At 54.6% G+C, this 22,850-nt stretch carries 22 protein-coding genes; 10 read left to right on the forward strand and 12 right to left on the reverse strand.

What is annotated here, in order from left to right:
* The first annotated feature begins 43 nt into the window (after nt 1–43).
* Nucleotides 44–250, forward strand: coding sequence for a hypothetical protein (locus tag QCD60_RS01265; RefSeq protein WP_104154900.1), 207 nt, complete (start codon nt 44–46; stop codon nt 248–250).
* A 369-nt stretch (nt 251–619) separates the two neighbouring features.
* A complete protein-coding gene (gene raiA, locus QCD60_RS01270; RefSeq protein ID WP_279781640.1) occupies nt 620–955 on the forward strand; it encodes a ribosome-associated translation inhibitor RaiA in 336 nt (111 codons plus the stop codon).
* A gap of 118 nt (nt 956–1,073) precedes the next feature.
* Here the strand turns inward: raiA and QCD60_RS01275 are convergent, their stop codons facing one another.
* Nucleotides 1,074–1,622 carry a response regulator gene (locus tag QCD60_RS01275; RefSeq protein WP_279781642.1) on the reverse strand — a complete coding sequence of 183 codons (549 nt, stop codon included), beginning with the start codon at nt 1,620–1,622 and terminating at the stop codon, nt 1,074–1,076.
* Nucleotides 1,623–1,835: 213 nt separating this feature from the next.
* On the opposite strand from QCD60_RS01275, the gene ahpC reads away from it, so the two are divergent.
* The 3 genes from ahpC to QCD60_RS01290 all read left to right on the forward strand — a co-directional run bounded on the left by ahpC (nt 1,836) and on the right by QCD60_RS01290 (nt 4,825).
* Complete coding sequence (gene ahpC, locus QCD60_RS01280) at nt 1,836–2,405, forward strand: alkyl hydroperoxide reductase subunit C (protein WP_279781644.1); 570 nt, start codon at nt 1,836–1,838, stop codon at nt 2,403–2,405.
* 175 nt (nt 2,406–2,580) lie between these two features.
* Nucleotides 2,581–4,155, forward strand: coding sequence for an alkyl hydroperoxide reductase subunit F (ahpF, locus tag QCD60_RS01285; RefSeq protein ID WP_279781646.1), 1,575 nt, complete (start codon nt 2,581–2,583; stop codon nt 4,153–4,155).
* Between the two features lie 163 nt (nt 4,156–4,318).
* On the forward strand, nt 4,319–4,825 hold the full coding sequence (locus QCD60_RS01290; RefSeq protein ID WP_279781648.1) for a hemerythrin domain-containing protein: 507 nt from the start codon (nt 4,319–4,321) through the stop codon (nt 4,823–4,825).
* Nucleotides 4,826–4,919: 94 nt separating this feature from the next.
* Here the strand turns inward: QCD60_RS01290 and QCD60_RS01295 are convergent, their stop codons facing one another.
* The gene (locus QCD60_RS01295) at nt 4,920–5,378 is read right to left on the reverse strand and encodes a sel1 repeat family protein (protein WP_279781650.1); all 459 of its coding nucleotides are present in this window, start codon (nt 5,376–5,378) and stop codon (nt 4,920–4,922) included.
* Nucleotides 5,379–5,466: 88 nt separating this feature from the next.
* Entirely contained in the window at nt 5,467–5,616 is a 150-nt protein-coding gene (locus QCD60_RS01300) for a hypothetical protein (protein WP_165838513.1), read from the reverse strand.
* Nucleotides 5,617–5,952: 336 nt separating this feature from the next.
* On the opposite strand from QCD60_RS01300, the gene hrpB reads away from it, so the two are divergent.
* A complete protein-coding gene (gene hrpB, locus QCD60_RS01305) occupies nt 5,953–8,433 on the forward strand; it encodes an ATP-dependent helicase HrpB (RefSeq protein ID WP_279781654.1) in 2,481 nt (826 codons plus the stop codon).
* Between the two features lie 121 nt (nt 8,434–8,554).
* Here hrpB and QCD60_RS01310 read toward each other — a convergent pair whose 3' ends face one another.
* Together QCD60_RS01310 and QCD60_RS01315 are read right to left on the reverse strand one after the other, a co-directional pair.
* A complete protein-coding gene (locus QCD60_RS01310; protein WP_279781656.1) occupies nt 8,555–9,403 on the reverse strand; it encodes a sulfurtransferase in 849 nt (282 codons plus the stop codon).
* Between the two features lie 53 nt (nt 9,404–9,456).
* Entirely contained in the window at nt 9,457–10,764 is a 1,308-nt protein-coding gene (locus tag QCD60_RS01315; protein ID WP_279781658.1) for a tryptophan--tRNA ligase, read from the reverse strand.
* A 488-nt stretch (nt 10,765–11,252) separates the two neighbouring features.
* Here QCD60_RS01315 and QCD60_RS01320 point away from each other — a divergent pair, with 488 nt between their 5' ends.
* The 3 genes from QCD60_RS01320 (at nt 11,253) to QCD60_RS01330 (ending at nt 14,003) form a co-directional block, all read left to right on the forward strand.
* A complete protein-coding gene (locus QCD60_RS01320; protein WP_104155767.1) occupies nt 11,253–11,498 on the forward strand; it encodes a DUF2789 domain-containing protein in 246 nt (81 codons plus the stop codon).
* 261 nt (nt 11,499–11,759) lie between these two features.
* Nucleotides 11,760–13,181, forward strand: a complete 1,422-nt coding sequence (locus tag QCD60_RS01325) for a phospholipase D-like domain-containing protein (protein WP_279781664.1) — start codon at nt 11,760–11,762, stop codon at nt 13,179–13,181.
* Nucleotides 13,182–13,214: 33 nt separating this feature from the next.
* Complete coding sequence (locus QCD60_RS01330; RefSeq protein WP_279781666.1) at nt 13,215–14,003, forward strand: endonuclease/exonuclease/phosphatase family protein; 789 nt, start codon at nt 13,215–13,217, stop codon at nt 14,001–14,003.
* Between the two features lie 16 nt (nt 14,004–14,019).
* Here the strand turns inward: QCD60_RS01330 and hutG are convergent, their stop codons facing one another.
* The 7 genes from hutG to hutC all read right to left on the reverse strand — a co-directional run bounded on the left by hutG (nt 14,020) and on the right by hutC (nt 21,177).
* Entirely contained in the window at nt 14,020–14,823 is an 804-nt protein-coding gene (gene hutG / locus QCD60_RS01335; RefSeq protein WP_279781668.1) for an N-formylglutamate deformylase, read from the reverse strand.
* Nucleotides 14,824–14,873: 50 nt separating this feature from the next.
* Nucleotides 14,874–16,397, reverse strand: coding sequence for a histidine ammonia-lyase (hutH, locus tag QCD60_RS01340; RefSeq protein WP_279781670.1), 1,524 nt, complete (start codon nt 16,395–16,397; stop codon nt 14,874–14,876).
* A gap of 99 nt (nt 16,398–16,496) precedes the next feature.
* A complete protein-coding gene (locus QCD60_RS01345; protein ID WP_347949873.1) occupies nt 16,497–17,357 on the reverse strand; it encodes a glycine betaine/L-proline ABC transporter ATP-binding protein in 861 nt (286 codons plus the stop codon).
* Between the two features lie 10 nt (nt 17,358–17,367).
* The gene (locus QCD60_RS01350) at nt 17,368–18,213 is read right to left on the reverse strand and encodes a proline/glycine betaine ABC transporter permease (RefSeq protein WP_279781672.1); all 846 of its coding nucleotides are present in this window, start codon (nt 18,211–18,213) and stop codon (nt 17,368–17,370) included.
* Between the two features lie 115 nt (nt 18,214–18,328).
* Nucleotides 18,329–19,321: an ABC transporter substrate-binding protein gene (locus QCD60_RS01355; RefSeq protein ID WP_279781674.1), complete on the reverse strand. Its 993-nt coding sequence runs from the start codon at nt 19,319–19,321 to the stop codon at nt 18,329–18,331.
* Nucleotides 19,322–19,722: 401 nt separating this feature from the next.
* On the reverse strand, nt 19,723–20,334 hold the full coding sequence (locus QCD60_RS01360) for a HutD family protein (RefSeq protein WP_279781676.1): 612 nt from the start codon (nt 20,332–20,334) through the stop codon (nt 19,723–19,725).
* A 66-nt stretch (nt 20,335–20,400) separates the two neighbouring features.
* Nucleotides 20,401–21,177 (reverse strand): histidine utilization repressor, encoded by a 777-nt coding sequence (gene hutC / locus QCD60_RS01365; protein ID WP_279781678.1) that lies wholly within the window; start codon nt 21,175–21,177, stop codon nt 20,401–20,403.
* A 271-nt stretch (nt 21,178–21,448) separates the two neighbouring features.
* Between hutC and QCD60_RS01370 the strand changes: the two genes are divergently transcribed.
* Entirely contained in the window at nt 21,449–22,816 is a 1,368-nt protein-coding gene (locus QCD60_RS01370; RefSeq protein WP_279781680.1) for a formimidoylglutamate deiminase, read from the forward strand.
* The last annotated feature ends 34 nt before the right edge of the window (nt 22,817–22,850 follow it).

Below are 22,850 nucleotides of genomic sequence, written 5' to 3' on the forward strand. Positions count from 1 at the left end.
AATAACGATCCAACACAACAATAACTACTACGAGGAACGACAGATGAAAAACAACAACGAAAGCGTACGCAAGATCGCCATACTGGCTGTAGGGAAAGATCACTTTGAAGTAGATGGCTGCTATCTGGGTGATGAACGCAAACCCCGCTGGTACACCATCAGCCATGTTGGCAGCAACAGCACATCATCGATGCGGGTCGATAACTTTCCCACCCACGACACGCTCAAGCGGCTATTTCCCACCAACTAACACCGGTTTAAATTATCACCACACGCTCAATATTTGAAACACCCCATAATACCGTGTTATTATGGCGCCTTACTTGCTGCCAGTAGGCATACACAGGTAGCGAGTGTCTTCACAGGTTTGGGGGTAGGCGTTTGCCTACCCTTTTTTTATTGCTGCCCATCAACATCTGCATCATTTCCTTTCAACCCTATTGCATCCTTTCATGGGCTGTGTTTTTCTAAAGTTATAGGCACAAAACGGAAGGAGCAGAAAGCACTAACCATCTGATTTTTATCTTCTTTTTCTACTATTTGTTTATGGTGCAAGGGTGAGTACTTGTTCTTCAACAGCTCTCTTGCACAGTAGTTTGATGCGCACAGGAGGCAAACCATGCAAATCCGCATTAGCAACCTTGACGATGCCAAACTCTCTCCCGCCGTTCGCGAGCGTCTTATTCAAAAACTGATTCAGCATTCAGGCCTAGACCAACAGGTGCATGACCTTCATATAGTGATGAATAAAAGCGGCCGTAAAGAATGCATCGAAGCGCACATTCATTTGAGTGATCAGGGTGACTTCTTCGCCAAAGCAGAAGGAGACAACCTCTATGTGGCGATTGATGAACTGGGTGACAAAGTAAGAAAACAGGTAGAACGATATCGGGCACGTTTCCAGCCTCGACGCGGAGCGGGCATGAAACGCGCAGCAGAAGCTACAGTGTCATAACTGCAGCGCAGTAGCAGACCAGATACTCAGAGGTTAATGGCTCAATCTTTGGCAGGGTAACGAGGTAAGAGGTACCAATCCCTGCCTGGCTCAGGCATCTAAATACTTTCAGGAGACATCACACCCCGGTATTTGCCGGGGTGTTTGTTTCTATAAGGTCCATATTGTCTCCGGCATCATGTCCTTCGACGTCTGGCCCATCGACGGGCTCTTCAAGATTATCCCAATCCATACCACAATACGCCTGATGCGTATTCACTTCCAAAGCAGCCATGGTATGCACTGCATGACTATCCTGTTCCAGCAAATGGGCAGGTACAGCTACCAATGAGTCACTGAACCCCACCAGCGCAATATTATGCCGCCGACAATGCTGCAACACTTTTTCTAACGCAGACACCACCGCCATCTGCTGACGAGTCAACTGATCAGAGAGCTTAGGTTTGGCTGGCGCCCCCTTGCGACGACTGGACGCCTGACGAATAGCGTATCCGTCATAATCGATAAGCTGCAGCGTGACATCAGCTTTGGCACTTTGCTGCAGTGCACGTTTTGCTTCGTGAAACACAGCCTCTGCGTGGCAGCAAATGACATCCTCTGCACCACAGCGGCGAATAGCGTCGCGGATATCCTCCAGACTAGCCAGAGGGGAAAGATTAATATCCATAGGCTCCCTTCATATCCGAAATCCAACGTTTTCAGGAGTATAGCCGAATCTAATCGGCCATCATTGGAAAAACCTAAGTCGATTACCAAACCATTAGTTTTGCCTATCGCTTTCATACAATTATTAAAATGTACCCTTACGCGACTGCACAGTACTATGATTTTGTTTTCAAGCTATTCCCAAAAACGTACGACACTTAAAGGGGTTTAATAAATGACTCAGTCTCTGATCAACACCGTTATCAAGCCTTTCAAAGCCACTGCCTTCCACAATGGCGAATTCGTTCCTGTTTCTGACGCTGACCTGAAAGGCAAATGGTCTGTTGTCATGTTCTACCCTGCTGACTTCACCTTTGTCTGCCCTACCGAACTGGGCGACATGGCTGATCATTACGCGCAGCTGACTGAAATGGGTGTTGAAGTGTATTCAGTATCTACTGACACTCACTTCACTCACAAAGCCTGGCATGACGCTTCTGACACCATTCGCAAGATTGAATTCCCAATGATTGGCGACCCTACCGGTGTCATCTCTCGCAACTTCGGCGTCATGATTGAAGAAGAAGGTCTGGCACTGCGTGGCACTTTCGTCATCAACCCAGAAGGTCAGATCAAGGTTGCTGAAATCCATGACCTAGGTATCGGTCGCTCAGCTAAAGAACTGGTACGTAAAGTTCAGGCCGCTCAGTATGTTGCCAGCCACGACGGCGAAGTATGCCCTGCTGCCTGGCAGCCTGGTGCAGAAACTCTGGCTCCTTCTTTGGATCTGGTTGGCAAGATCTAATCGCAGAACACCTGGGCTAACTCTTACGTTAGCCAACACCTGACCCAAGGCCGCACAAGAATACTCACGTATTGCTGTCTGTGCGATCGGGCGCCGCCCTTCTTTCTTCCGTGTTGAGGGGGGCGGCTTTTTTTTGCCTGAAATTTGACTGTACTTGCGAATATTGGGAGCAACCATGTTAGACGCTAACTTGAAGCAGCAACTGCGCACTTACTTACAGAATCTGAAAAGCCCTGTTGAACTGGTTGTGTCTCTCGACGATAGCAGCAAGTCACAGGAAATGAATGCGTTAGCTCAGGACATTGCCTCTCTGAGCAGTTTGATCAGTGTTTCCAGCAGCGATGACATGAGCGAGCGTAAGCCGTCTATGCAGGTAAAATCCGCTGCTAATGGCACGATCATTCGCTTTGCAGGTCTTCCAATGGGCCATGAATTTACCTCACTGGTATTGGCGCTCCTGCACAGTGGTGGGCACCCGATGAAACTCAACCCCGAGATCATCGAACAGGTGCGTAATCTCGAAGGAGAATACCAGTTTGAGACCTATGTCTCTCTTACCTGCCAGAACTGCCCTGAGGTTATTCAGGCGCTGAACATGATGGCAGCCATCAACCCTCAGATCACCAACGTTATGATTGATGGCTCACTGTTTCAGGATGAAGTAAGCAAGCGCAATGTAATGGCTGTGCCCAGTGTCTACCTGAATGGTCAGTCTTTTGCTCAGGGCCGCATGACGCTGGTAGAAATACTCAACAAAGTCGACACCGGTGCCAGCAAGCGACAGGCCGAAGTGCTGAACAAAAAGGACACCTTTGACTTCCTGGTGGTAGGTGCTGGCCCTGCAGGTGCTGCTGCAGCAATCTACGGTGCCCGCAAAGGTATCCGCACTGGTATCGTTGCTGATCGCTTCGGCGGCCAGGTGCTGGATACTGTCGGCATTGAAAACTTCATTTCGGTGAAAGCAACCGAAGGCCCGAAGCTGGCTGCCAGTCTGGAAGAACACGTACGTGATTACGAAGTCGACATCATGAACGACCAGCGGGCAGCCAAACTGACTGCGGGCGAACTGATCGAAATTGAACTGGAAAACGGTGCCAAGCTGACCTCTCGCGCCGTACTGCTGGCCACCGGTGCCCGTTGGCGCGAAATGAACGTACCGGGTGAAAAAGAATACCGTGGCCGCGGCGTGGCTTACTGCCCACACTGTGATGGCCCGCTGTTCAAGGGTAAGCGTGTCGCAGTGATCGGCGGCGGTAACTCTGGCATCGAGGCAGCCATCGATCTGGCCGGCATCGTCGAGCATGTCACCGTATTGGAGTTCGGCAATAGCCTGCGTGCAGATGACGTACTGCAACGTAAAGCCCGCTCAATGAAAAACGTGACCATCATTACCGAAGCACAGACGACTGAAGTCACTGGTGATGGCGAACGTGTTAATGGCCTGAACTACACTCATCGTGGCACAGGTGAACAACACCATGTGGCATTGTCCGGCATCTTTGTGCAGATCGGTCTGGTACCCAACACTGAGTGGCTCAAAGGCAGCGGCGTGGAGCTAAGTCGCTTCGGCGAAATCATCGTAGGCGCCCGAGGAGAAACATCTCTGCCTGGAGTATTTGCTGCAGGCGATGTTACCAATGTGCCCTACAAGCAAATCATCATTGCCATGGGCAGTGGCGCCAATGCCGCATTGGGTGCATTCGACCACCTGATTCGCTCCTCTGCACCCGCAGAAGAAAAAGCGGCCTAATCAGTAGCCTATTCACTTCGATACCCAGACCGGAGCCGGTTATACCGCCTCCGGTCTGCTACTTTCTGGCTATTCGCCACTGATCATTTATTGACCTGAGTCATCCCACTTCTACAACTCACAGGCATATAGTCTGAGCATATCGAGATGGGAGGAGAAGGCCATGAACATCATCAACCAACTCAAGCAAGATCACGCTCATCTGCAGGAAATGCTGCGTTTACTTGATGAACATATTCATCATGATGAGCTGGATCTGGGCTTGATCAAAGAAACTCTCGCCTATATCGGTGATTATGCAGAGCGCTATCACCATCCGATGGAAGATCGACTGCTGAACCACCTCAGCCAGCATAACCCACGCCTGACCAAGCTTTACCATCACCTTCAGGAAGACCACATTACGCTGGAAGCACAGAGCAATCAGATCCGAGAACAACTGGAAGCCATTGAAATGAGCACTGTGGTGCCAATGGATGAATTCCGCAAATCGCTGCTGCTCTGGGTAGCTGCGCAACAACGTCACCTGCATTATGAAGATCAGTACATGCTGCCTGTTGCAGAAAATGATCTACGTCTTTACCCGGAGAACTTCGACTGGCCACTGCCACCTAACGTGGGTCTGATTACACAGTATCAGTCCCTGACACGCGATCTGCGCTCTTCTTGATGCAGTTGCAGTAGGGTTTAAAGCATAAGGCTCGGGAACTTAGATAGGACAGGGACGTCAATTTGCAGAGATGCTAGTGGCTCAGAACGTGCTCCTAAAGCTGACTCTGCACTCCCAGCCAGTACTTGACCTTGGCAGCATCGACTGAAGACGCCAGGCCACCCTCACTGTAAGCAGATATCAGCCGACTGATAGCCAGCGGATGATGTTGCTCCGCAGCTTTCTCATACCAGGCGCGTGCCTGACTAAGATCCGGGCCGACATGCTGGAACCCTTGCTCCCAGATACGCGCCAGCTGGTACTGCGCTTTACTGTCACCAGCCTCAGCGGCACGCACAATAAAACCCACCCCATCCAGCTTGGCCTGCACATTCACACCGCGAAAGTACAATAGATGACCAATCTGGCTTTGCGCCTGCAAATGCCCTCTCTCGGCGCACCAACGCAGCGCACGCATAGTCCAATGGTGGCGTTTCTCCGCATGGGACCACCACGCTGTATGGAACAAGCCGTTCACCAGAGGGTAGAACAGATGGGCCGTAAAACTGGACATGCTCGGTATTCTTTTTCCTTGAAACCAGATGGTCCAGAAACTAGCGGCCCGCCAGAAATGAAACAAGAGGACGTATTCAATATCCTTATTAATGCCAAGGTGATGGACGCTTTTTAGGTTTCACATCCATCCCCATCGCTCGGGCAAACTGCGCTCTGATGCGTTGCACACGCTTCTCGCGCTCTTGCACGAATTTGCGCTTTTTGAACTCTTCATAACTAATCACTTGAGCGACCATGACCTTCCCTCCTTAGGGAACCAACACATGCCATTATGGTGAACTCGATGTGAACGCCTGCGACTACCACCTTGCAGACTACTTGACTGAACTACCGAACCTGACTTTCAGCTCGAACCTTGTTTCCAGTGTAGTATTGTTGTCGGCACTGATCCCTCCTCAATTCACTCAGCAAACTGCCAACTTTACTCCCGAGCCTGACAGCTTCACTGCAGCCTGTAGTAACTGCTGCAGCATGCCGACAATTCAACGGCCTTAATAGCCAGCCAGACCTGCTATACTGCCGCTCCCATCCCGCTACAGCGGGAACCACCTTCTCAGTTAATATCGCCGACCATGCAGAATAACAGTGCTCTCCTACCTATTGATGAGGTGATGGAGGACTTGCTTCTCAACCTGTCCATGCATAATCGATGCCTTCTGGTAGCACCTCCCGGTGCTGGCAAGACCACACGCGTCCCTCTTGCCCTGCTGGATCAGGACTGGACACAAGGCGGCAAGATTTTGCTACTGGAGCCTCGCCGCGTTGCCGCTCGTCATGCTGCTGGTTTTATGGCCGCCTCTCTTGGCCAGGACGTCGGGGCACAGGTTGGCTACCGTGTACGACTGGACAGTCGCATCAGTCAACACACGCGGATAGAGGTGGTTACGCAGGGCATCCTGACTCGGATGATTCAGGATGACCCGCTGCTGGAAGGCATCAGCGCCATCATCTTTGATGAATTTCATGAACGCGCGCTCGATGCTGACCTTGGGCTGGCACTGGCGCTCGATATCCAGAACAACCTGCGCGAAGACCTGCGTATTTTACTGATGTCTGCCACGCTGGAGTGCGGCCCCCTGCTGGAGTTACTCGGCACATCAACGCCTGTGATACATAGTGCTGGCAGGCAGTATCCGGTCACCACTGAGTATCATCCGCCAGCCAGCACTCAGGTGTCGCTGGAAAGCCACTTGGCCTCACTTGTCGTCCGTGCCAGCCATCAGCACGACGGCGACATTCTGGTTTTCCTTCCAGGCATTGCCGAGATTCGCCGCCTGGAGAATGAACTGACCTCACGGCAACTGCCCCTGCGGATTCTGTCACTGCACGGCCAGCTCTCTCTGGAACAACAGCAGAGTGCACTTCGACCCGATCCGGAAGGGTGTCGAAAAGTGGTACTCAGCACATCACTTGCCGAGTCCAGCTTGACCATCGATGGCGTCAGGATCGTTATCGATTGCGGCCTGATGCGCGTACCGCAATTCTACCCACACACTGGCATGACTCGCCTGGAAACCAAACGTGTCTCACAGGCCAGTGCCGATCAGCGCCGCGGCCGAGCTGGCCGACAAGGCCCCGGTCTGTGCTTGCGCGCCTGGGCTGAGCATCAGCCATTACAGGCTTTCACAGAGCCAGAAATGCTACAGGCAGACTTGTCACCCCTGGCACTTGAGTTGGCGCTGTGGGGTATTCAGGACAGTAATGCACTGCCTTGGCTCACCCCTCCCCCCACGGCAACCTTAGCGCAGGCCCGGCAGCTTCTGTCAGATCTGGGCGCCTTACAGCCAGACTGGCAGCCCACCGCACTTGGCAAATCGCTGGCGGCACTGGGATGTCACCCCCGACTGGCGGTGATGATTTTAAAGGCAGCAGCGCTGGGCAAAGCCGAACAGATGGCAGCAGTCTGGCTGGCCGCCATGCTGCAGGAGCGCGACTCTCTGGATGCCGGCAGTGATCTGGGAGAGCGCCTTGAACAGCTTCTCAGTCAGCGCCGCGGCCCTCTGTATCGCCGACTTGAAGCCCAGAACCGCAGCTGGTGCAGAGGGTTGCGACTACCCACTGAACAGACGCCCCGACTGGATTGTCTGGGGCTGCTGCTGACCTATGCCTATCCTGATCGTGTTGCCCAGCGACGCGGTGCAGGCCAGTTCCAGCTGGTAAGCGGCCAGCAGGCGTGGCTAGCTGAGCACGATAGTCTCGCGCATCAGGACTGGCTGGTAGTGGCAGATCTGGACGGCAAGATCAAGCAGGCACGCATATTCAAGGCTGTCACCATCAGTCTGGCCGAATTACAGCTGCGCTTTCCTGAAGCATTCGACTGGCAACAACGTGCGCAATGGAATGATGAGGCCGAGCGACTGGAAGCCTTCCAGGAGCAACGACTGGGTAACCTGATCCTGGCCCGCAAGCCCGCGAACTCACTGGCAGATGAACTGAAAGTGCCAGCACTGCTGGAAGCCATCCGCCAGCGTGGATTATCTGGCTTGCAACTAGATGACAACGCCAGCCAGCTACTGGCTCGATTAGGCCATTTGCGCTCGAAACATTCGCATTGGCCCGGGACTCAACACGTCATTCCCGATATGAGTGAAGAAGCGCTGCTGACCAATCTGGATAACTGGCTGGCCCCCTACCTGCAGGGTATGAACAGCCTCAGTGAAGTCAGAAAGATCAATGTGTACGAGGCTTTGCTGAATCAGCTGGACTGGCCCCAGCGGCAAATGCTGGACACTTTGCTGCCCACCAGTCTGACGGTCCCCAGCGGTTCGCAAGTCAGTATCGACTACACGGCGGAAATACCAGTACTGGCCGTCCGGCTACAGGAAATGTTTGGTCAGCTGGATACCCCGGCAGTGCTGCAAGGTACATTGCCACTGCTGATTCACTTGCTGTCACCTGCCCGTCGCCCTATCCAGATTACCCGTGACATGCGCAACTTCTGGCAATCTACCTACCATGAAGTACGTAAGGATCTGAAAGGACGCTACCCCAAGCACTACTGGCCGGAAGATCCCTTTTCTGCCGAAGCTATCCGTGGCGTTCGCCCACGTTAACTCGCCACATCCCTCTGAGGCTTACCCCATAACAACAAAGCCGCTGGCGAAAACGCCAGCGGCTTTCTCATGAAACCCTCGAGTATGCTGAAGCGAGCGAGTTGCTGCTTGTGCTGCGAGGTTACTTGGTCACCATCGGACGGGAAGCATCCTTACACCACTCACTCCACGAGCCGGGGTAAAGGCGGCTGCCATTCAGGCCCGCATGTTCCATGGCTAGCAGGTTGTGGCAGGCAGTTACGCCCGAGCCGCAGTAATGCACCACCTCTTTGGGCGTCGCCTCGCCCAACAGGGCTTGCCATTCGCCACGTAACTGGTTGAAAGACTTGAAACGCCCGTCTGGCTGCAGGTTCTGCTGCAGCGGCCGGTTCATTGCGCCGGGAATATGCCCGGCAACAGGGTCCAGCGGTTCCACTTCGCCACGGAAACGTTCGGCAGCCCGGGCATCCACCAGCTGCCAGCGAGGGTCACTCATTTGTGCCAGCAGTTCATCTGCATTACGAGCCTGTACCAACGCCACAGAAGCAGGATAAGCACCCGTACCCACCACCGCAGGCAAGTCGGTCACCAGCTCACCACCTGCCTGGGCCCAGGCGGTCAGACCGCCATCCAGCACCGCGACATCACGATGGCCAACTCGCTTGAGTAACCACCACAACCGTGCCGCCGTTGCTCCACCGGCATCGTCATAGACCACCACCTGCGTATCAGTACTGATCCCCCATCTGCCCAGCGTCTGCAGGAAAGCCTGCTCATCCGGCAATGGATGCCTGCCGGATGTCGCGGTGACAGGCGAAGACAGGTCTTCATCAAGGTGGGCGTAGCTGGCACCGGGGAGATGTCCAGCCTGATAGGCTCGACGACCAGCCTCGGTATCAGCGAGGTTGAAGCGGCAGTCCACAATTCGCCACTGTGGCTGGTGCACATTGTCCAGCACGGTAGCGGCATCAATCAGTGTTTCGTATCCCATAGCATTTTTCTCCGATGCTTCCGCTGCAATGCCATTGAACAGTGTGAGGCCACTCAGGCCTGCTGCCACTCTTCGACAATATCAAGTTTCAGGCGCAGCGCCTTCTTGTCTTTTTTCGATGCGGTTTCATGCTGATCCAGCAGCTCAGCCGCCAGTGCCGTCAGATCACCGGACCTGGCCTTCAGCAGTTGCTGCAGCTCAGCCTCCGCCTGCTGACGTGCTTCTGCCTCACGCTGACGGGCAATCTCCTGCGCACGTGCCTTACCGGCATCCAGCTTTGCCTGCTCATCGGCAGTCAGCTCTTTGTCGGCCTTCTTACCCTGCGGCCTGTCATCTTGCACCTGACCGGCAGTAAAGCTGTTCAGACCCACAGCCCGACGCACTTCATCCATCAGAGGGGTCGCATAGGCCCGCGCTTTTTCCGCACCATGGCGCAAAATCTGCTCCAGGTAACCCTGATCGGCCATCAGGCGCTTATATTCTGCGCGTGGCGCAGTCAGCTGGGCATCAAGGAACTCGAACAACTGTTCTTTCAGCTCACCCCAGCCATCACCCGCTGCGAAGCGTGCTGCCATGGCATCGCGCTGCTGGCGATCAGCAAACGCACTGTAGATTTCAAATAGCGAGCTGCCTTCAGTAGCTTTCGGTTCACCCGGCATGCGGGAGTCCGTTTTGATCTGATAGATCAGCTTGCGCAGTTCATCAGGCTCGACAAACAGCGGGATGGTGTTGTTGTAGCTTTTGCTCATCTTGCGGCCATCAAGACCCGACAAGACGGCGCCCTCTTCGCCCACCACTGCCTCAGGCAGGGTGAACAGCGGCGCATAGGTGTGATTGAAACGCCCGGCAATGTCACGGGCCATTTCAATATGCTGGACCTGATCCTTACCAACCGGTACCTGATTAGCGTTGAACATCAGGATGTCTGCGGCCATCAGCACGGGGTAGCTGAACAGCCCCATCGTGATACCGTCATCCAGATCAGGATTGCCGGCAGCCTGGTTGGCATCCACCGATGCCTTGTAGGCATGGGCACGGTTCATCAGGCCCTTAGCGGTCAGACAGGTAAGAATCCAGGTAAGTTCGGTGATTTCAGGAATATCTGACTGGCGATAGAACGTCGCGACCTGTGGATCCAGCCCCATGGCCAGCCAGGTAGCGGCAATTTCCTGGCGTGAACGATATACCCGGGCGGGCTCATCACATTTGATCAGCGCGTGGAAGTCGGCCAGAAAGTAGAAGCTGCTCACATCAGGATTGCGGCTGGCCTCGATGGCTGGACGAATGGCACCTACGTAGTTACCCAGGTGAGGAGTACCGGTGGTTGTGATACCGGTCAGAACGATGGTTTTCTTACTCATCCCTTGACTCTGTTGCTGTAGCCAGCCTGCCCTCCGAACTGGCATGAAGCACACTTTCAGGGACAGGATCACTGGGGAGGACGGCGCAAATTGCTATATCTACTCTTCCGAATAGGCCGCCATTAAAGGAAAACCCCATACTAATCAACCTTTACACCCAGTGTCACGGCATTCGTTACAGTTCAGGCAAAGAAATGCAAATTGCCATTGAACACCGTTATCTGACGTACAAAACGGGCTGCCAGCCACAATGGAATTCGTCTTCCCTGTGATCATATCCCTGCCAAACCCTGTGATCACAAACTGTTTTACAAACTGCGTGCATCCTCTTTCTGCAGACATGACAGCTGTATGAAAAACAAGCAATCGCCCTGATAGAAACACGCAAAATCCTCAATTCAGCTGATCTTGAGTTTGCCGCCTCCAACCGTAAAACAAGAAATACCGGATCACGTGAGGCACACAGCGACCTGAAGGAGGTCATCTTGATGGATACCACCCCACATACCCTGAACACCCTGTTCCAACAACTGGGTTTACCGGATGATTCGGCCAAAATCGACCACTTCATCAGTCATCACAGTCCCTTGCCAGATGAACTTCTCCTCCACCAGGCCCAATGCTGGACCCTGGCTCAATCACGGTTCCTACGTGACGCACTGGCAGAAGACTCAGACTGGGCTGAAGTGGTCGACGAGTTGAACGTGATGATGCGCTCCACCCCAACGCATTAGCCATGTTTGTAACCAGCGCCGGATAACGTGCTAATCCGTCGCACTTGATGATTAAAGAGTCAACAAACCTCTACTGACACAGGTAAGCCTATCTTCGAGTTACACATTAGCCTTCAGCCTCCTCTCTCATACCTCTCCCTTTGCGGCTGGTTTCCTTGTGGACCAGCCTTTTTTATTATGCAAATCAAATCTATATAGAAGAGTAAGGAAGCGGCACCTGAGCCTCACTCAGGCGCAGACTCGATCTAATCTAGGGATGCCATGAACTACGACCTGATCTATCTGGCGATCATCTGCTCGTCCATCCTGCTTTACCTGATCGCGCTGTTCAGCATGATCTATCAGAAGCGCACGCCAACCAGCATGATGGCCTGGTTACTGGCCATTGTGCTGTTACCTCATATTGCAGTGCCGCTGTATTTCATTATTGGCGTGCGCAAACGCGCACGTCTGAAGCACAAGTCGATGTTTGAAATGCAGGATATCGAGATCAGCAGCTCACTGAGCAACAACGCGGTCTCAGGCATCCTGCAGGCTAATGGTATTCCCGCGCCGACCAAAGGAAATCGCTACGAGTTCTACACCAGCGGCCAGCGTGCCTTTGCCAGCATGCTGAACCACATTCGCGCGGCTCAGCACAGTATCCTGATCAGCACCTATGTTTTCGGCCGCGACCGGACGACCCGCATTCTGCTGCGCGAGCTGACCAACAAGGCGCGGCAGGGCATCGAGGTCAAGTTGCTGCTGGACTCCGTGGGTTCCTATCGCAGTTACTTTTTCCAGAAGCAGTTTGATGAATTACGAGCGGCAGGAGGCATCGTAGTATTCTTCATGCCCCTGCTGGCTTTTCCATTGCGCAGTTACATCAACTTGCGCAATCACCGCAAGATTTATCTTTTTGACCGCAAGATTGTTCTCAGCGGTGGCATGAATCTTTCAGCTGAGTATATGAGCCCTGACGGTATGGGCCCGGATGAGCATTTTCTGGAGGGCAGACCGAGCTGCTCGAAACAATGGCAGGACCTGCTGTTTCTGATCGAGGGGCCGGCTGTTTTTCACTACTACCAGATCTTTCTTGCAGACTGGAATTACGCTACGGGAGATAAGAGCAAACCCTCTCCGGAGGAAGTACCCTCCACCTGCGGCGACACCTATATGCAGGTGGTGCCTTCAGGGCCGGATATTCGCTCCGATGCACTTTATGAGTCGCTGCTCAGCGCCATCTACAGCGCCAGAGAGCGCATCTGGATTGTCACCCCCTACTTCGTCCCCGATGACAGCCTGCTCAGGGCCCTGATCATTGCCCAGCACAAGGGCATCGATGTAAAGCTGATCACACCACGCAACTCCAACCATGCGCTGGCTGATCTGGGGCGCAGCAGCTATATGCGAGAACTGGAAGATGTCGGTGTGCATGTCGCCTTGTATGAAGAACGCATGCTGCACGCCAAAGCCATCCTGCTGGACAGCAGCGGTGTCATGCTCGGCTCGGTCAACATGGATAATCGCAGCCTGTTCCTCAACTATGAGGTCGCTACCTTCGCCTACTCTCCGGACATCATTGATGAGGTAGAAAGCTGGATGCTGGGGTTGTTACAGCACTCCAGCCGCAACATGCAGAAAGTGAAGGTGTTTCGTCGCTTCTTTGAAAATCTGATGCGTATCTTCGCTCCGCAGTTATAGAGCGAGCTAACGCCTACTGGCGCTGGAGGCCTCATGTTCAAGCCCAGCATCATCCATCACCGCTGTGGGCGTACACCACCGCGTGTGATGCTTCAGCAGGATTTCGGGCTGCTTTGTCTGAATGCCCATAAGAATAATCAGCGGGCCGCCTTCCAGCGTTTTTTCCGCGCCCAGACCCATCATCTGCCACTCGATATCGTGCTGTTTCAGGAGGCAGCGTTCAGTGGTGAAGACTTCTTTCTGGACCAGTTCTGCTATGAAGCGGCACCCAATCTGCAAGTCAAAGGGCGCTACTATGGCGTGCTCAATGCCAGTGATACCCGCGTACTGGATGCTTCGCCGCTGCTGAGCTTTACACAGGAAGTGTTTATCAAGACGCACAAGAGCGCGCTGATCACCTATTACCCACTGCCGGGCGCAACCCACGATGCCAGCACGGATAGCCACAGCCTGTGCGTGGCGAATATTCACGCCATCAATTTCAAGGGATTAAAGGAATATCAGGCAGAAGTCAGCCTGCTGGCCGAAGCGCTCTGCCATCATCGTGGACCCATGATTGTCGCAGGTGATTTCAATAGCTGGAGTACCCGCAGGGAGCTGACACTACAGCAGTTTTGCCACGCTCTGGAACTGCGCCCCATTCATTTTCAGCACCCGCATCTGATCAAGCGTTTTATGGGGCACCCGCTCGATCATATCTTCTACCGTGGTCTGTCTCTGCATCATGCCAGCTGCCTGTCGAGCAGCCGCTTTTCCGACCATAACATGCTCTATGCCCAGTTCAGGCTGGATACCCGCCAGCATCTGCTGCACTTCAACTGACGGGGCACCGTTCTGGCTACTTGCGGTAGTGGCCACCAGCCCAGTTCAACATGGCCTGCAACAGTTGCTGGATGAGTGCCTGAGTCGGCCGGGCTGTGTCCGCTTCAAAACCGAAAGGATAGTCTTCACTCATATAATTGAGCTGTGCCAATTCCAGCTGTACTGCATGCCAGTGCTGCTCAGGTCTGCCAAAGCAACGGGTGATATATCCCCCTTTGAAGCGACCATTCAGTACGTGGCTAAATTGCTGCTGCGCTGCACAGGCGGCCACCAGTGCTGACTGCATATCCGGCGCGCAGCTTTCGCCACTGTTGGTACCCAGATTGAAATCCGGCAAACGGCCATCGAACAACCGGGGAACCTCCGAGCGGATGGAGTGGGCATCAAACAGCAAGGCATAGCCAAACTCATCCCGCAGCCGGCTCAGCTCGCGTTCGATCTGCTGGTGGTAAGGTTTCCAGATCATTTCCAGATAGCGATCATGTTCCTCCCTGCTCGGCGCCAAACCGTCCCTGAACAATGGAGTGCCATCAAAGTTGATATCGGGAAACAACCCCGTGGTGGCAGTCTGATACAGTGGCTGATCATCGGCCGGGCGGTTCAGATCAACCACATAGCGCGAATAATTGGCCATCAGCAGGCTGGCGCCCATGGCCTCGGCAAAGTCATACAGCCGGGGCATATGCCAGTCGGTGTCCTGCAGCTTCAATGCTTCTTCGGTGAGTCCAGCGGCAACGGCGTCAGTCAGCCAGGTGCCGGTGTGAGGCATGCTGATCAGCAGGGGCAGTTTGCCCTGCCTGAACTCAAATGCTTGGTACATGTCGACATTCCTTTCTTATCGGTATAGCTGTTGCTGTCCTGTGCAGGCAGTCACAGCACTTTTTCTATCGCCGCCAGTACGTCCGGTCTGCGTAGCAGCTGACTGGCGCGGTCTATCTCGGGCGCTAACCAGCGATCCTGATGATAGGGCTCAACATGCTGGCGCAACTGCTGCCATGCCTGCTGCGTGCCCACGCCTTTCGCCTCGGGCAGAAACTCAAATGCCTGGGCGGCAAGCAGATACTCAATGGCCAGTATCTGATAAAGATTGTCTACAGCTTCCGCCAGTTTCAAGGCAGCACTGGTCCCCATGCTCAGATGGTCTTCCTGCAATGCAGAGGTGATGTAGTTATCTGTCACGGCGGGCTGTGCCAGTCGCCGGTTGTCTGCCACCAGAGAAGCAGCAACGTACTGGACAATCATCATGCCGGAGTTCACACCACTTTCTGCTACCAGAAACGGCGGTAAGCCGCTGACCAGAGGATTGATCAGGCGGTCAATCCGGCGTTCAGCCACCCCACCCAGCTCTGCTACCGCCAGGGCCAGCACATCCGCCGCCATGGCGACAGGCTCACCGTGCGGATTCGCCTGGGATACCACCCGATAGTTATCCGCCGTGCCTATGATCAACGGATTATCGGTTGCCGAGTTCAGCTCAACGTCAACCTGCCCGGCTGCATGACGCACCTGCTCGCGACAGGCGCCATGAATCTGCGGCATCGAGCGAATGCTCAGGGCGTCCTGAGTGCGGATACCCTGACTGGCCTGCAGTACTTCACTGCCCTGCAGCAGGGCGCGCAGATGTTCACCGACCTTCACCACTCCGGCGTAGGGCTTCAATGCCAGCACTTCCGGATCAAACGCAGCGAGCTGACCACGCAGCGCTTCAAAACTCATGGCACCGGTAATATCAGCCCAATGTATCTGGGTATGAATATCAGCCAGCGCCAGACAGCTCAGGCCGGTCATACAGGGCGTACCATTAACCAGACTCAAGCCCTCTTTTGCACCCAGCTCAACGACAGGCAATTCAGCCCGTTGCCATGCCTCCGCCGCTGGCATCAACCGACCTGCATATTCCACCTGACCGACGCCAATCAGCGTCAGGGAGATGTGTGCCATATGGGTCAGATAACCCACCGAACCTTGCGCAGGCACCACCGGCGTGATCTGCTGATTCAGCATTGCCAGCAAGGCTTCAACCACAGCGCGGCTGATACCGGAGTGACCATGGCTGTAGTTAATGATGGCGGCACATAAGATGGCCCGCACCTGCTCAGACTTGAGAGGGTGCCCTACGCCACAGGCATGACTGAGTAAGGTATTGCGTGATAATGCCGCCAGCTGATCAGGCTCCAGCACCACGTTGCACAGCGCCCCCAATCCGGTATTGATACCGTAGGCACGCTCCCTTCTGGCAACGATATGCTCGACCACCTGACGTGCCTGAGTAATGCGCCCCCAGGCTTGCTCTGACAATTGCATCAACGCGTTGTCTCGGGCCACTGCCACTACATCCCGCCAGCTGACGGGAGTATCTCCCACTACAATTGTCTGCACTGCCGTTGACGACATTTCGCTGACTGCTCCGTTGAAAAAGCGAAGAAAATGCCGCTGCTCAGCGGTGAGCAACGGCTACCAGAAAAGGCTTCGACGGCCTGCCTGAAACAGCTTTCAGGCAGGCACCGCCAGATTCTCGGCACTGGCAGGTGCCGCTTCAGACAGACGAGTGACATGACGCTGTACAAAGCGATTGACGTAGTCGTCAGCGGGCTGATGCAGGATTTCATCCGGCGTGCCGACCTGAATCAGGGCGCCATCCTTGAGTATGGCGATGCGATTTCCGATACGGATGGCCTCATCCAGGTCATGGGTAATAAAGACGATGGTTTTGTGCAGGTTCTTCTGCAGTTCGAGCAGCTGATCCTGCATATCGGCTCGAATCAGCGGATCCAGTGCACTGAAGGCTTCATCCATGAGGATGATCTCGGTGTCCGCCGCCAGTGCACGTGCCAGGCCCACACGCTGACGCATCCCTCCCGACAGCTGGTCAGGATAGCGGCTCTCATAACCCTTCAGCCCCACCGTTTCAATCCAGTAGCGCGCCTGCTGGTCGCACTTGTCTTTATCTTCACCCCGGATGCGCAATCCATAGGCCACGTTATCCAATACTGTGCGATGCGGTAGCAGGCCGAAACTCTGAAACACCATGCTGATCTTGCTGCGCCGGAAGCTTTCCAGTGCCTTCTTGTCCAGCTGCACCACATCCTGTCCGTCGACCAGTATTTCGCCGCTGCTGGGCTCGATCAGCCGGTTGAAGTGACGTACCAGTGTCGACTTGCCCGAGCCGGACAAGCCCATGATGACGAAAATTTCTCCAGCGTTGATCTGCAATGACAGGTTATTGACACCAATCGTGCAACCGGTTTTAGCCAGTACATCGCCCTTGCTGCTACCGGAGCGGATCATGGACATGGCTTCGCTGGCGCGGTGACCGAATACTTTATAGACGTTGCGTACTTCAATCTTGCTCATGATCTTTTCCTCACAGGTGATGACGTGGCTTGCCATAGGCCTGAGTAATGCGGTCAATCACTACAGCGAGAATAACGATGGCCAGCCCCGCTTCCAGCCCTTTGCCGACATCCAGGGTCTGAATACCGATCAGGACGTCCTCACCCAGACCACGGGCGCCGATCATCGAGGCAATCACCACCATCGACAGTGCCATCATGGTCGTCTGGTTCAGACCCGCCATGATGCTGGGCAGAGCGAGCGGAATCTGCACACCAAACAGCTTCTGCCATCGGTTGGCACCGAAAGACGTCACCGCCTCCATCACCTCTTTATCTACCTGGCGGATACCAAGGTCAGTCAGGCGAATCAACGGCGGGGCTGCATAGATCACAGTGGCGAGAATCGCTGGCACCTTGCCCAGACCAAACAGCATCAGCACCGGGATCAGATAGACGAAGCTGGGCATGGTCTGCATGATGTCGAGCATCGGCAGCAACACAGTACGAAAACGATCATTGCCTGCGGAAAGAATCCCCAGCGGTATACCTACCGCCACTGACAGCAGGGTGGCAACCATCATCAGGGCCAGGGTCTGCATCAGTTTGTCCCACAGGCCGACGGCACCGACGAAATACAGCAAGGCCACCACGACCACCACTTGTGCCCAGCGTTTGCTGGCATGCCAGGCCAGTGCCCCTGCCAGTATCAGGAAAGCCCACCAGGGGATGGCGCGCAGCAATCCCTCAAGGCCAACAATCAAACTCAGAATGGAATCCGAAACATGGCGCAGGGAATCGCCATAACGCATGACCAGCCAGTCAACAAAATTGTTGATGCCATCAGCCATCGAAAAGGTAAGGTTCTTTGGAAACATCGGCGTACTCCCTCGTGCCTGCCGCCATCACGGTGGCGGCTCTGGCAACGATATGCAATCGCAGCAGCTCAGGTGACGCAGTATCAGCACCACCCGGCTCCTCACATAGTCCGGCTTACTGCACGGCAGCGGTAATCTTGTCCGCCGCTTCAGCACTTACCCATTGCTTCCAGATTTCCGGATGTTCCTTCAGGAACAGCCTGGCAAGTTCGGCACTGCTGAGCTTTTCATCGGTCTGGCGAGCCAGGCTCTTGTTCAGCATGTCGATGGGCACATTGACCTTGGACAGCACATCAATCAGTTCAGGTGCTTCACCTTCGAAGGCCTTGGACACACCCACCTGAATCTTGATTTCCTTCACGTCTTCAGGCTTTTCCTGCAACTGCACCAGATCGTACTTGCCGAGCATGGCAGTAGGTGACCAGTAATAAGACAGAATGGGCTGGCCACGCTTGTAGCTGGAGGCGATGGCTGCATCCAGCGCCGGGCCGGTACCGGGGCGGAAGTTCACGAATTTGTCTTCCAGACTGTATTCCTTGAGCTTCTCGCTGTTTTCCAGCTCACAGGTCCAGCCTGCCGGGCAGTTATAGAAGCGGCCTTTGCCGGGTTCTTCGGGGTCAGCAAACAGACTGACATACCGTGACAGGTCGGCAATGCTCTTGAGGTCAGGCGCGCTGGCTTTGATACCACGCTTGGCATCGCCCTCAACCAGATAACGGGGGACGTACCAACCTTCTGTGGCACCCACGATTGGCGCGCCAACACCCACCACCTTGCCTGCCGCTGCGGCCTTGTTCCAGGCATCACTACGACCGATCCACTCTTCCGCAAATACCTGAATGTCATTGTTGGCCAGCGCCTGCTCCATGGTAATGGAGTTTCCGGGCAGCGCATCGGTGCTGCAGCCGTAGCCCTTCTCCAGCACGGTCTGCATCAGGTCCGTCAGGAACATGCCACTTTCCCAGTTGATACCTGCAAACTTTACGGTCTTACCAGAACCACACCAGGTATCAGCACTGGCAGCCTGTGTCATGGTCATGGCACCAGTAATGGCCACCGCCAGACAGCTGGCCTTGAGTACTTTCCGGTTAATCGGTGATGCTTTCATCGTCGTCCTCACAGTAATGGGAAGTTATTGCGGATGACTCAGTCCCTTATCAGCCAGATCTTGTTGTCACGTACTCCGACGTGTTTTTATGCGACAGCATCTCGTATCTGCAGGCTTACCTTAGCGCTCAAGACATAAGTACCTGTATATACAATTGACCCGATACTAGGTTGATTTTTGTTCGGATGCAATACGGTAAACAGCAAAAACGAACAGAAAAAACGCTCGATTTCAGTGCCTGAAAAATGCGTTTTGCCTGATTTAAAGGCAGTAAAAATGAAATCAGCTGGATACGGGCAAAACGAGGAACAAGCAGCCCGTTACAACAACGGGCTGGCTAGTCGACAGGCAGAAATGAAGGGATAGAAACGCACCACGATGGCGCAGATAAAATACAGAATTCAGGCAGACGCAGAACGAAAAACAAGCTTCATTATGCACACCGTACTGGCTGCAGCCGTTATCAGTTTCAACATAGACGGAACATCACTGGCACTCCGCTCCACCACCAGCGTATCCAGAGGCTGCAATGACCAGGCAGCATCAGCCAGGCTCAGTTCAACACTGCCACTTTGCACAAACACCACCAGCACATCGGCCTCAATGGTCTCCTGCATATACCAGCGCTCCCCCTGGTGCCAGGAGACATCCGCCACCACCTGCCCCTCCGCATAGATCAGATTGAGATCGCGAATAGGCCCGTCAATTAGTCGGCATTCAACTTCACTGGCGCCAGAGAACGGCCATGCCTGACCTGTATGCAACGGCGGCGAGTCCTCACCATCGATGGTCAGAACCATACCTTCTCCCTTAATCACCGATATCACCCGGCGATAACCGTCAAAGGCAGAAAACGGGCCTGCAGCACCGATATCCGCTACCGAGATACGCCAGAGGAAACGTCTGCTATCGGCAGGGTCATCACGACGAAAGATTTCTGTCGTAGTACCGCCACCGTTTTTCCAGGGCATGACGGTACAGCTGGCAAGAGGAAGGTAGGTGACTTGGCTCATTATGATCTCTGTGAGAAGCACACTCCGGTCACTGGCAGCAGCGACCTGATGCGGATGGATGGAATATTACGAATCCCCTTGCTTGAAGTGACCTTCCAGACGATGGCGCGTGCCGGGATAGAGCAGGCGCGCAGACGTTACCACCCTTCGCTGCGACCAGGTGCGGCGACGAATCAGCAAACAGGGCTCGGTGGCGCTGATATGCAACAGCTGCTGTTCCCAGGGCGCCGCCAGCACTGCCTCGACCACATGTTCTCCTTCGGTCAGAGGCGCGATCTGACTGAGATAGGTAAACGGAGTCTGCCGGGAGAAGTCCTGCTGCAGGTAGTCCGGGACCAGCTCAGGGTTGACGTAGCGATCTTCAATCTGAATGGCCTCATCGTTGTCGTAATGCACGATCACCGAATGAAACACCGGTGCTCCCTCACGAATCCCCAGCGCAATGGCTTGCTCAGTCGTTGCGCTACCGCGTTCCATCTTGATGATTTCAGCATGGTGGCGATGACGGCGTGCGGCGATTTCATCAGCAATGTTATGCACTTCGAACAGTGCAGAGTGCCCCTTGGCTTCAGCGACGAAGGTTCCGACACCCTGCATTCTGACCAGATGACCATCCACCGTCAGCTCGCGCAGCGCACGGTTGATGGTCATCCGGCTGAAGCCCAGCTCCTTGACCAGCTCACTTTCGGATGGCACCCGGTGATGCGGTGGCCAGTTGCCATTGCGGATCTGGCCGAGAATCATCTGTTTAACCTGCATATACAGAGGTGCCGGGCCGTTCTGCCCCAGCCCCTCGGCTGCTGCTGATGACTCGGAAACATCCTGACCTAGATCTCTACTCACCCATTGTTCTCCTGCAAAGCACGGGCATCAGGGATAAATTGATTTGCCCCACTATAACGTATATATATGTATATACAACACACTTTCTCAACTCTACTCAGGTGACGGCCATACTGCCCTGTGCACCACACTCTGCACAGACGCAGTGGCAGTGAGAAGCAGGACAATTCCGCGATGAGGCTTGTGTGCAGCTATCCTGCCTCAAGGCCTGCGCAGCCTCCCCGCCCGTCTTCACCTGACAAAACTGCATTCAATCTAGAAGGCATTGGCCATGGCTGTCTACTTTTCCGATCTTGCCCTGCTGCCTGACGGCTGGGCTTCCAACGTACGTATCACCGTATCATCACAGGGTATGATCGAGCACATCGAGGTCAATACCAGCGCCAACGGTGCAGAGCGCCTTAGTGGACCACTGCTTCCAGGCATGCCGAACCTGCACTCCCACGCCTTTCAGCGTGCCATGGCAGGTCTTGCCGAGGTAGCGGGCAACCCGCAGGACAGCTTCTGGACATGGCGTGATCTGATGTACCGCATGCTGGGCAATATGCAACCAGAAGACGTATCCGCTATTGCCACCCAGCTTTACATCGAAATGCTCAAGGCCGGCTACACCAGCGTGGCCGAGTTTCATTATCTGCACCACGACATCCATGGCCAGCCATACACCAACCCCGCCGAACTGGGCTTACGTATCAGTGAGGCTGCAGCGCAAGCAGGTATAGGTCTGACACTCCTGCCCGTGATGTATGCCCATTCCGGCTTTGGTGGCCAGTCGCCGATGGAAGGCCAGCGCCGCTTTATCAACAGCATCGACAGCTACAGCGCATTGCTGACACAGTTGAGTGATCAGCTGGCCAGACAGCCTTTGCAGCGTACCGGCCTGTGCTTCCACTCACTGCGGGCGGTGACACCGGATCAGTTGCATTCGTTACTCAATCATTTCTCCGATACAAGTCTGCCAGTACATATTCACATTGCCGAGCAGATGAAAGAGGTCAACGATTGTCTGAGCTGGAGTGGTCAGCGCCCTGTCGAATGGCTGCTCAATAACACGGCGGTCGATCCGCGCTGGTGTCTGGTACACGCGACTCATCTGAATGATGAAGAGTGCAGACGTCTGGCCACCTCGCAGGCAATTGCCGGCCTGTGTATTACCACCGAAGCCAATCTCGGCGACGGCATTTTCCCGGCTACTGAATATCTCGCTGCGGGCGGACAATTCGGCATCGGCAGTGACAGCCATGTCAGCGTCAGCATGATGGAAGAATTGCGCTGGCTGGAATACGGACAGCGCCTGCGGGATCAGAAGCGCAATCGTCTTACCCACCCTCATCAAAAACACGTCGCTGACTACCTCTACCATGGCGCACTGCAAGGCGGTGCTCAAGCACTCGGGCAGCCGATTGGCAAACTGGAGGCTGGCTACCGTGCCGACTGGCTGGTAATCGACGGACAGGCGCCTTTTATCGCCAGCAGCCGCCCGGATGACGTACTCAACCGCTGGCTATTTGCGGGTAATAGCCGCCAGATTCGCGACGTGATGGTGGGCGGAAAATGGCAGGTGCGTGATGGTCACCATGCGCTGGAGGAGCAGGCGGCAGAACGCTTCACGGTCACTTTGCGCAAGCTTTTCAGCTGATAAATACACATCACAGCCCCCTGATCAGCAGCCT

The sequence above is a fragment of the Pokkaliibacter sp. MBI-7 genome, assembly GCF_029846635.1.
GTDB lineage: Bacteria > Pseudomonadota > Gammaproteobacteria > Pseudomonadales > Balneatricaceae > Pokkaliibacter.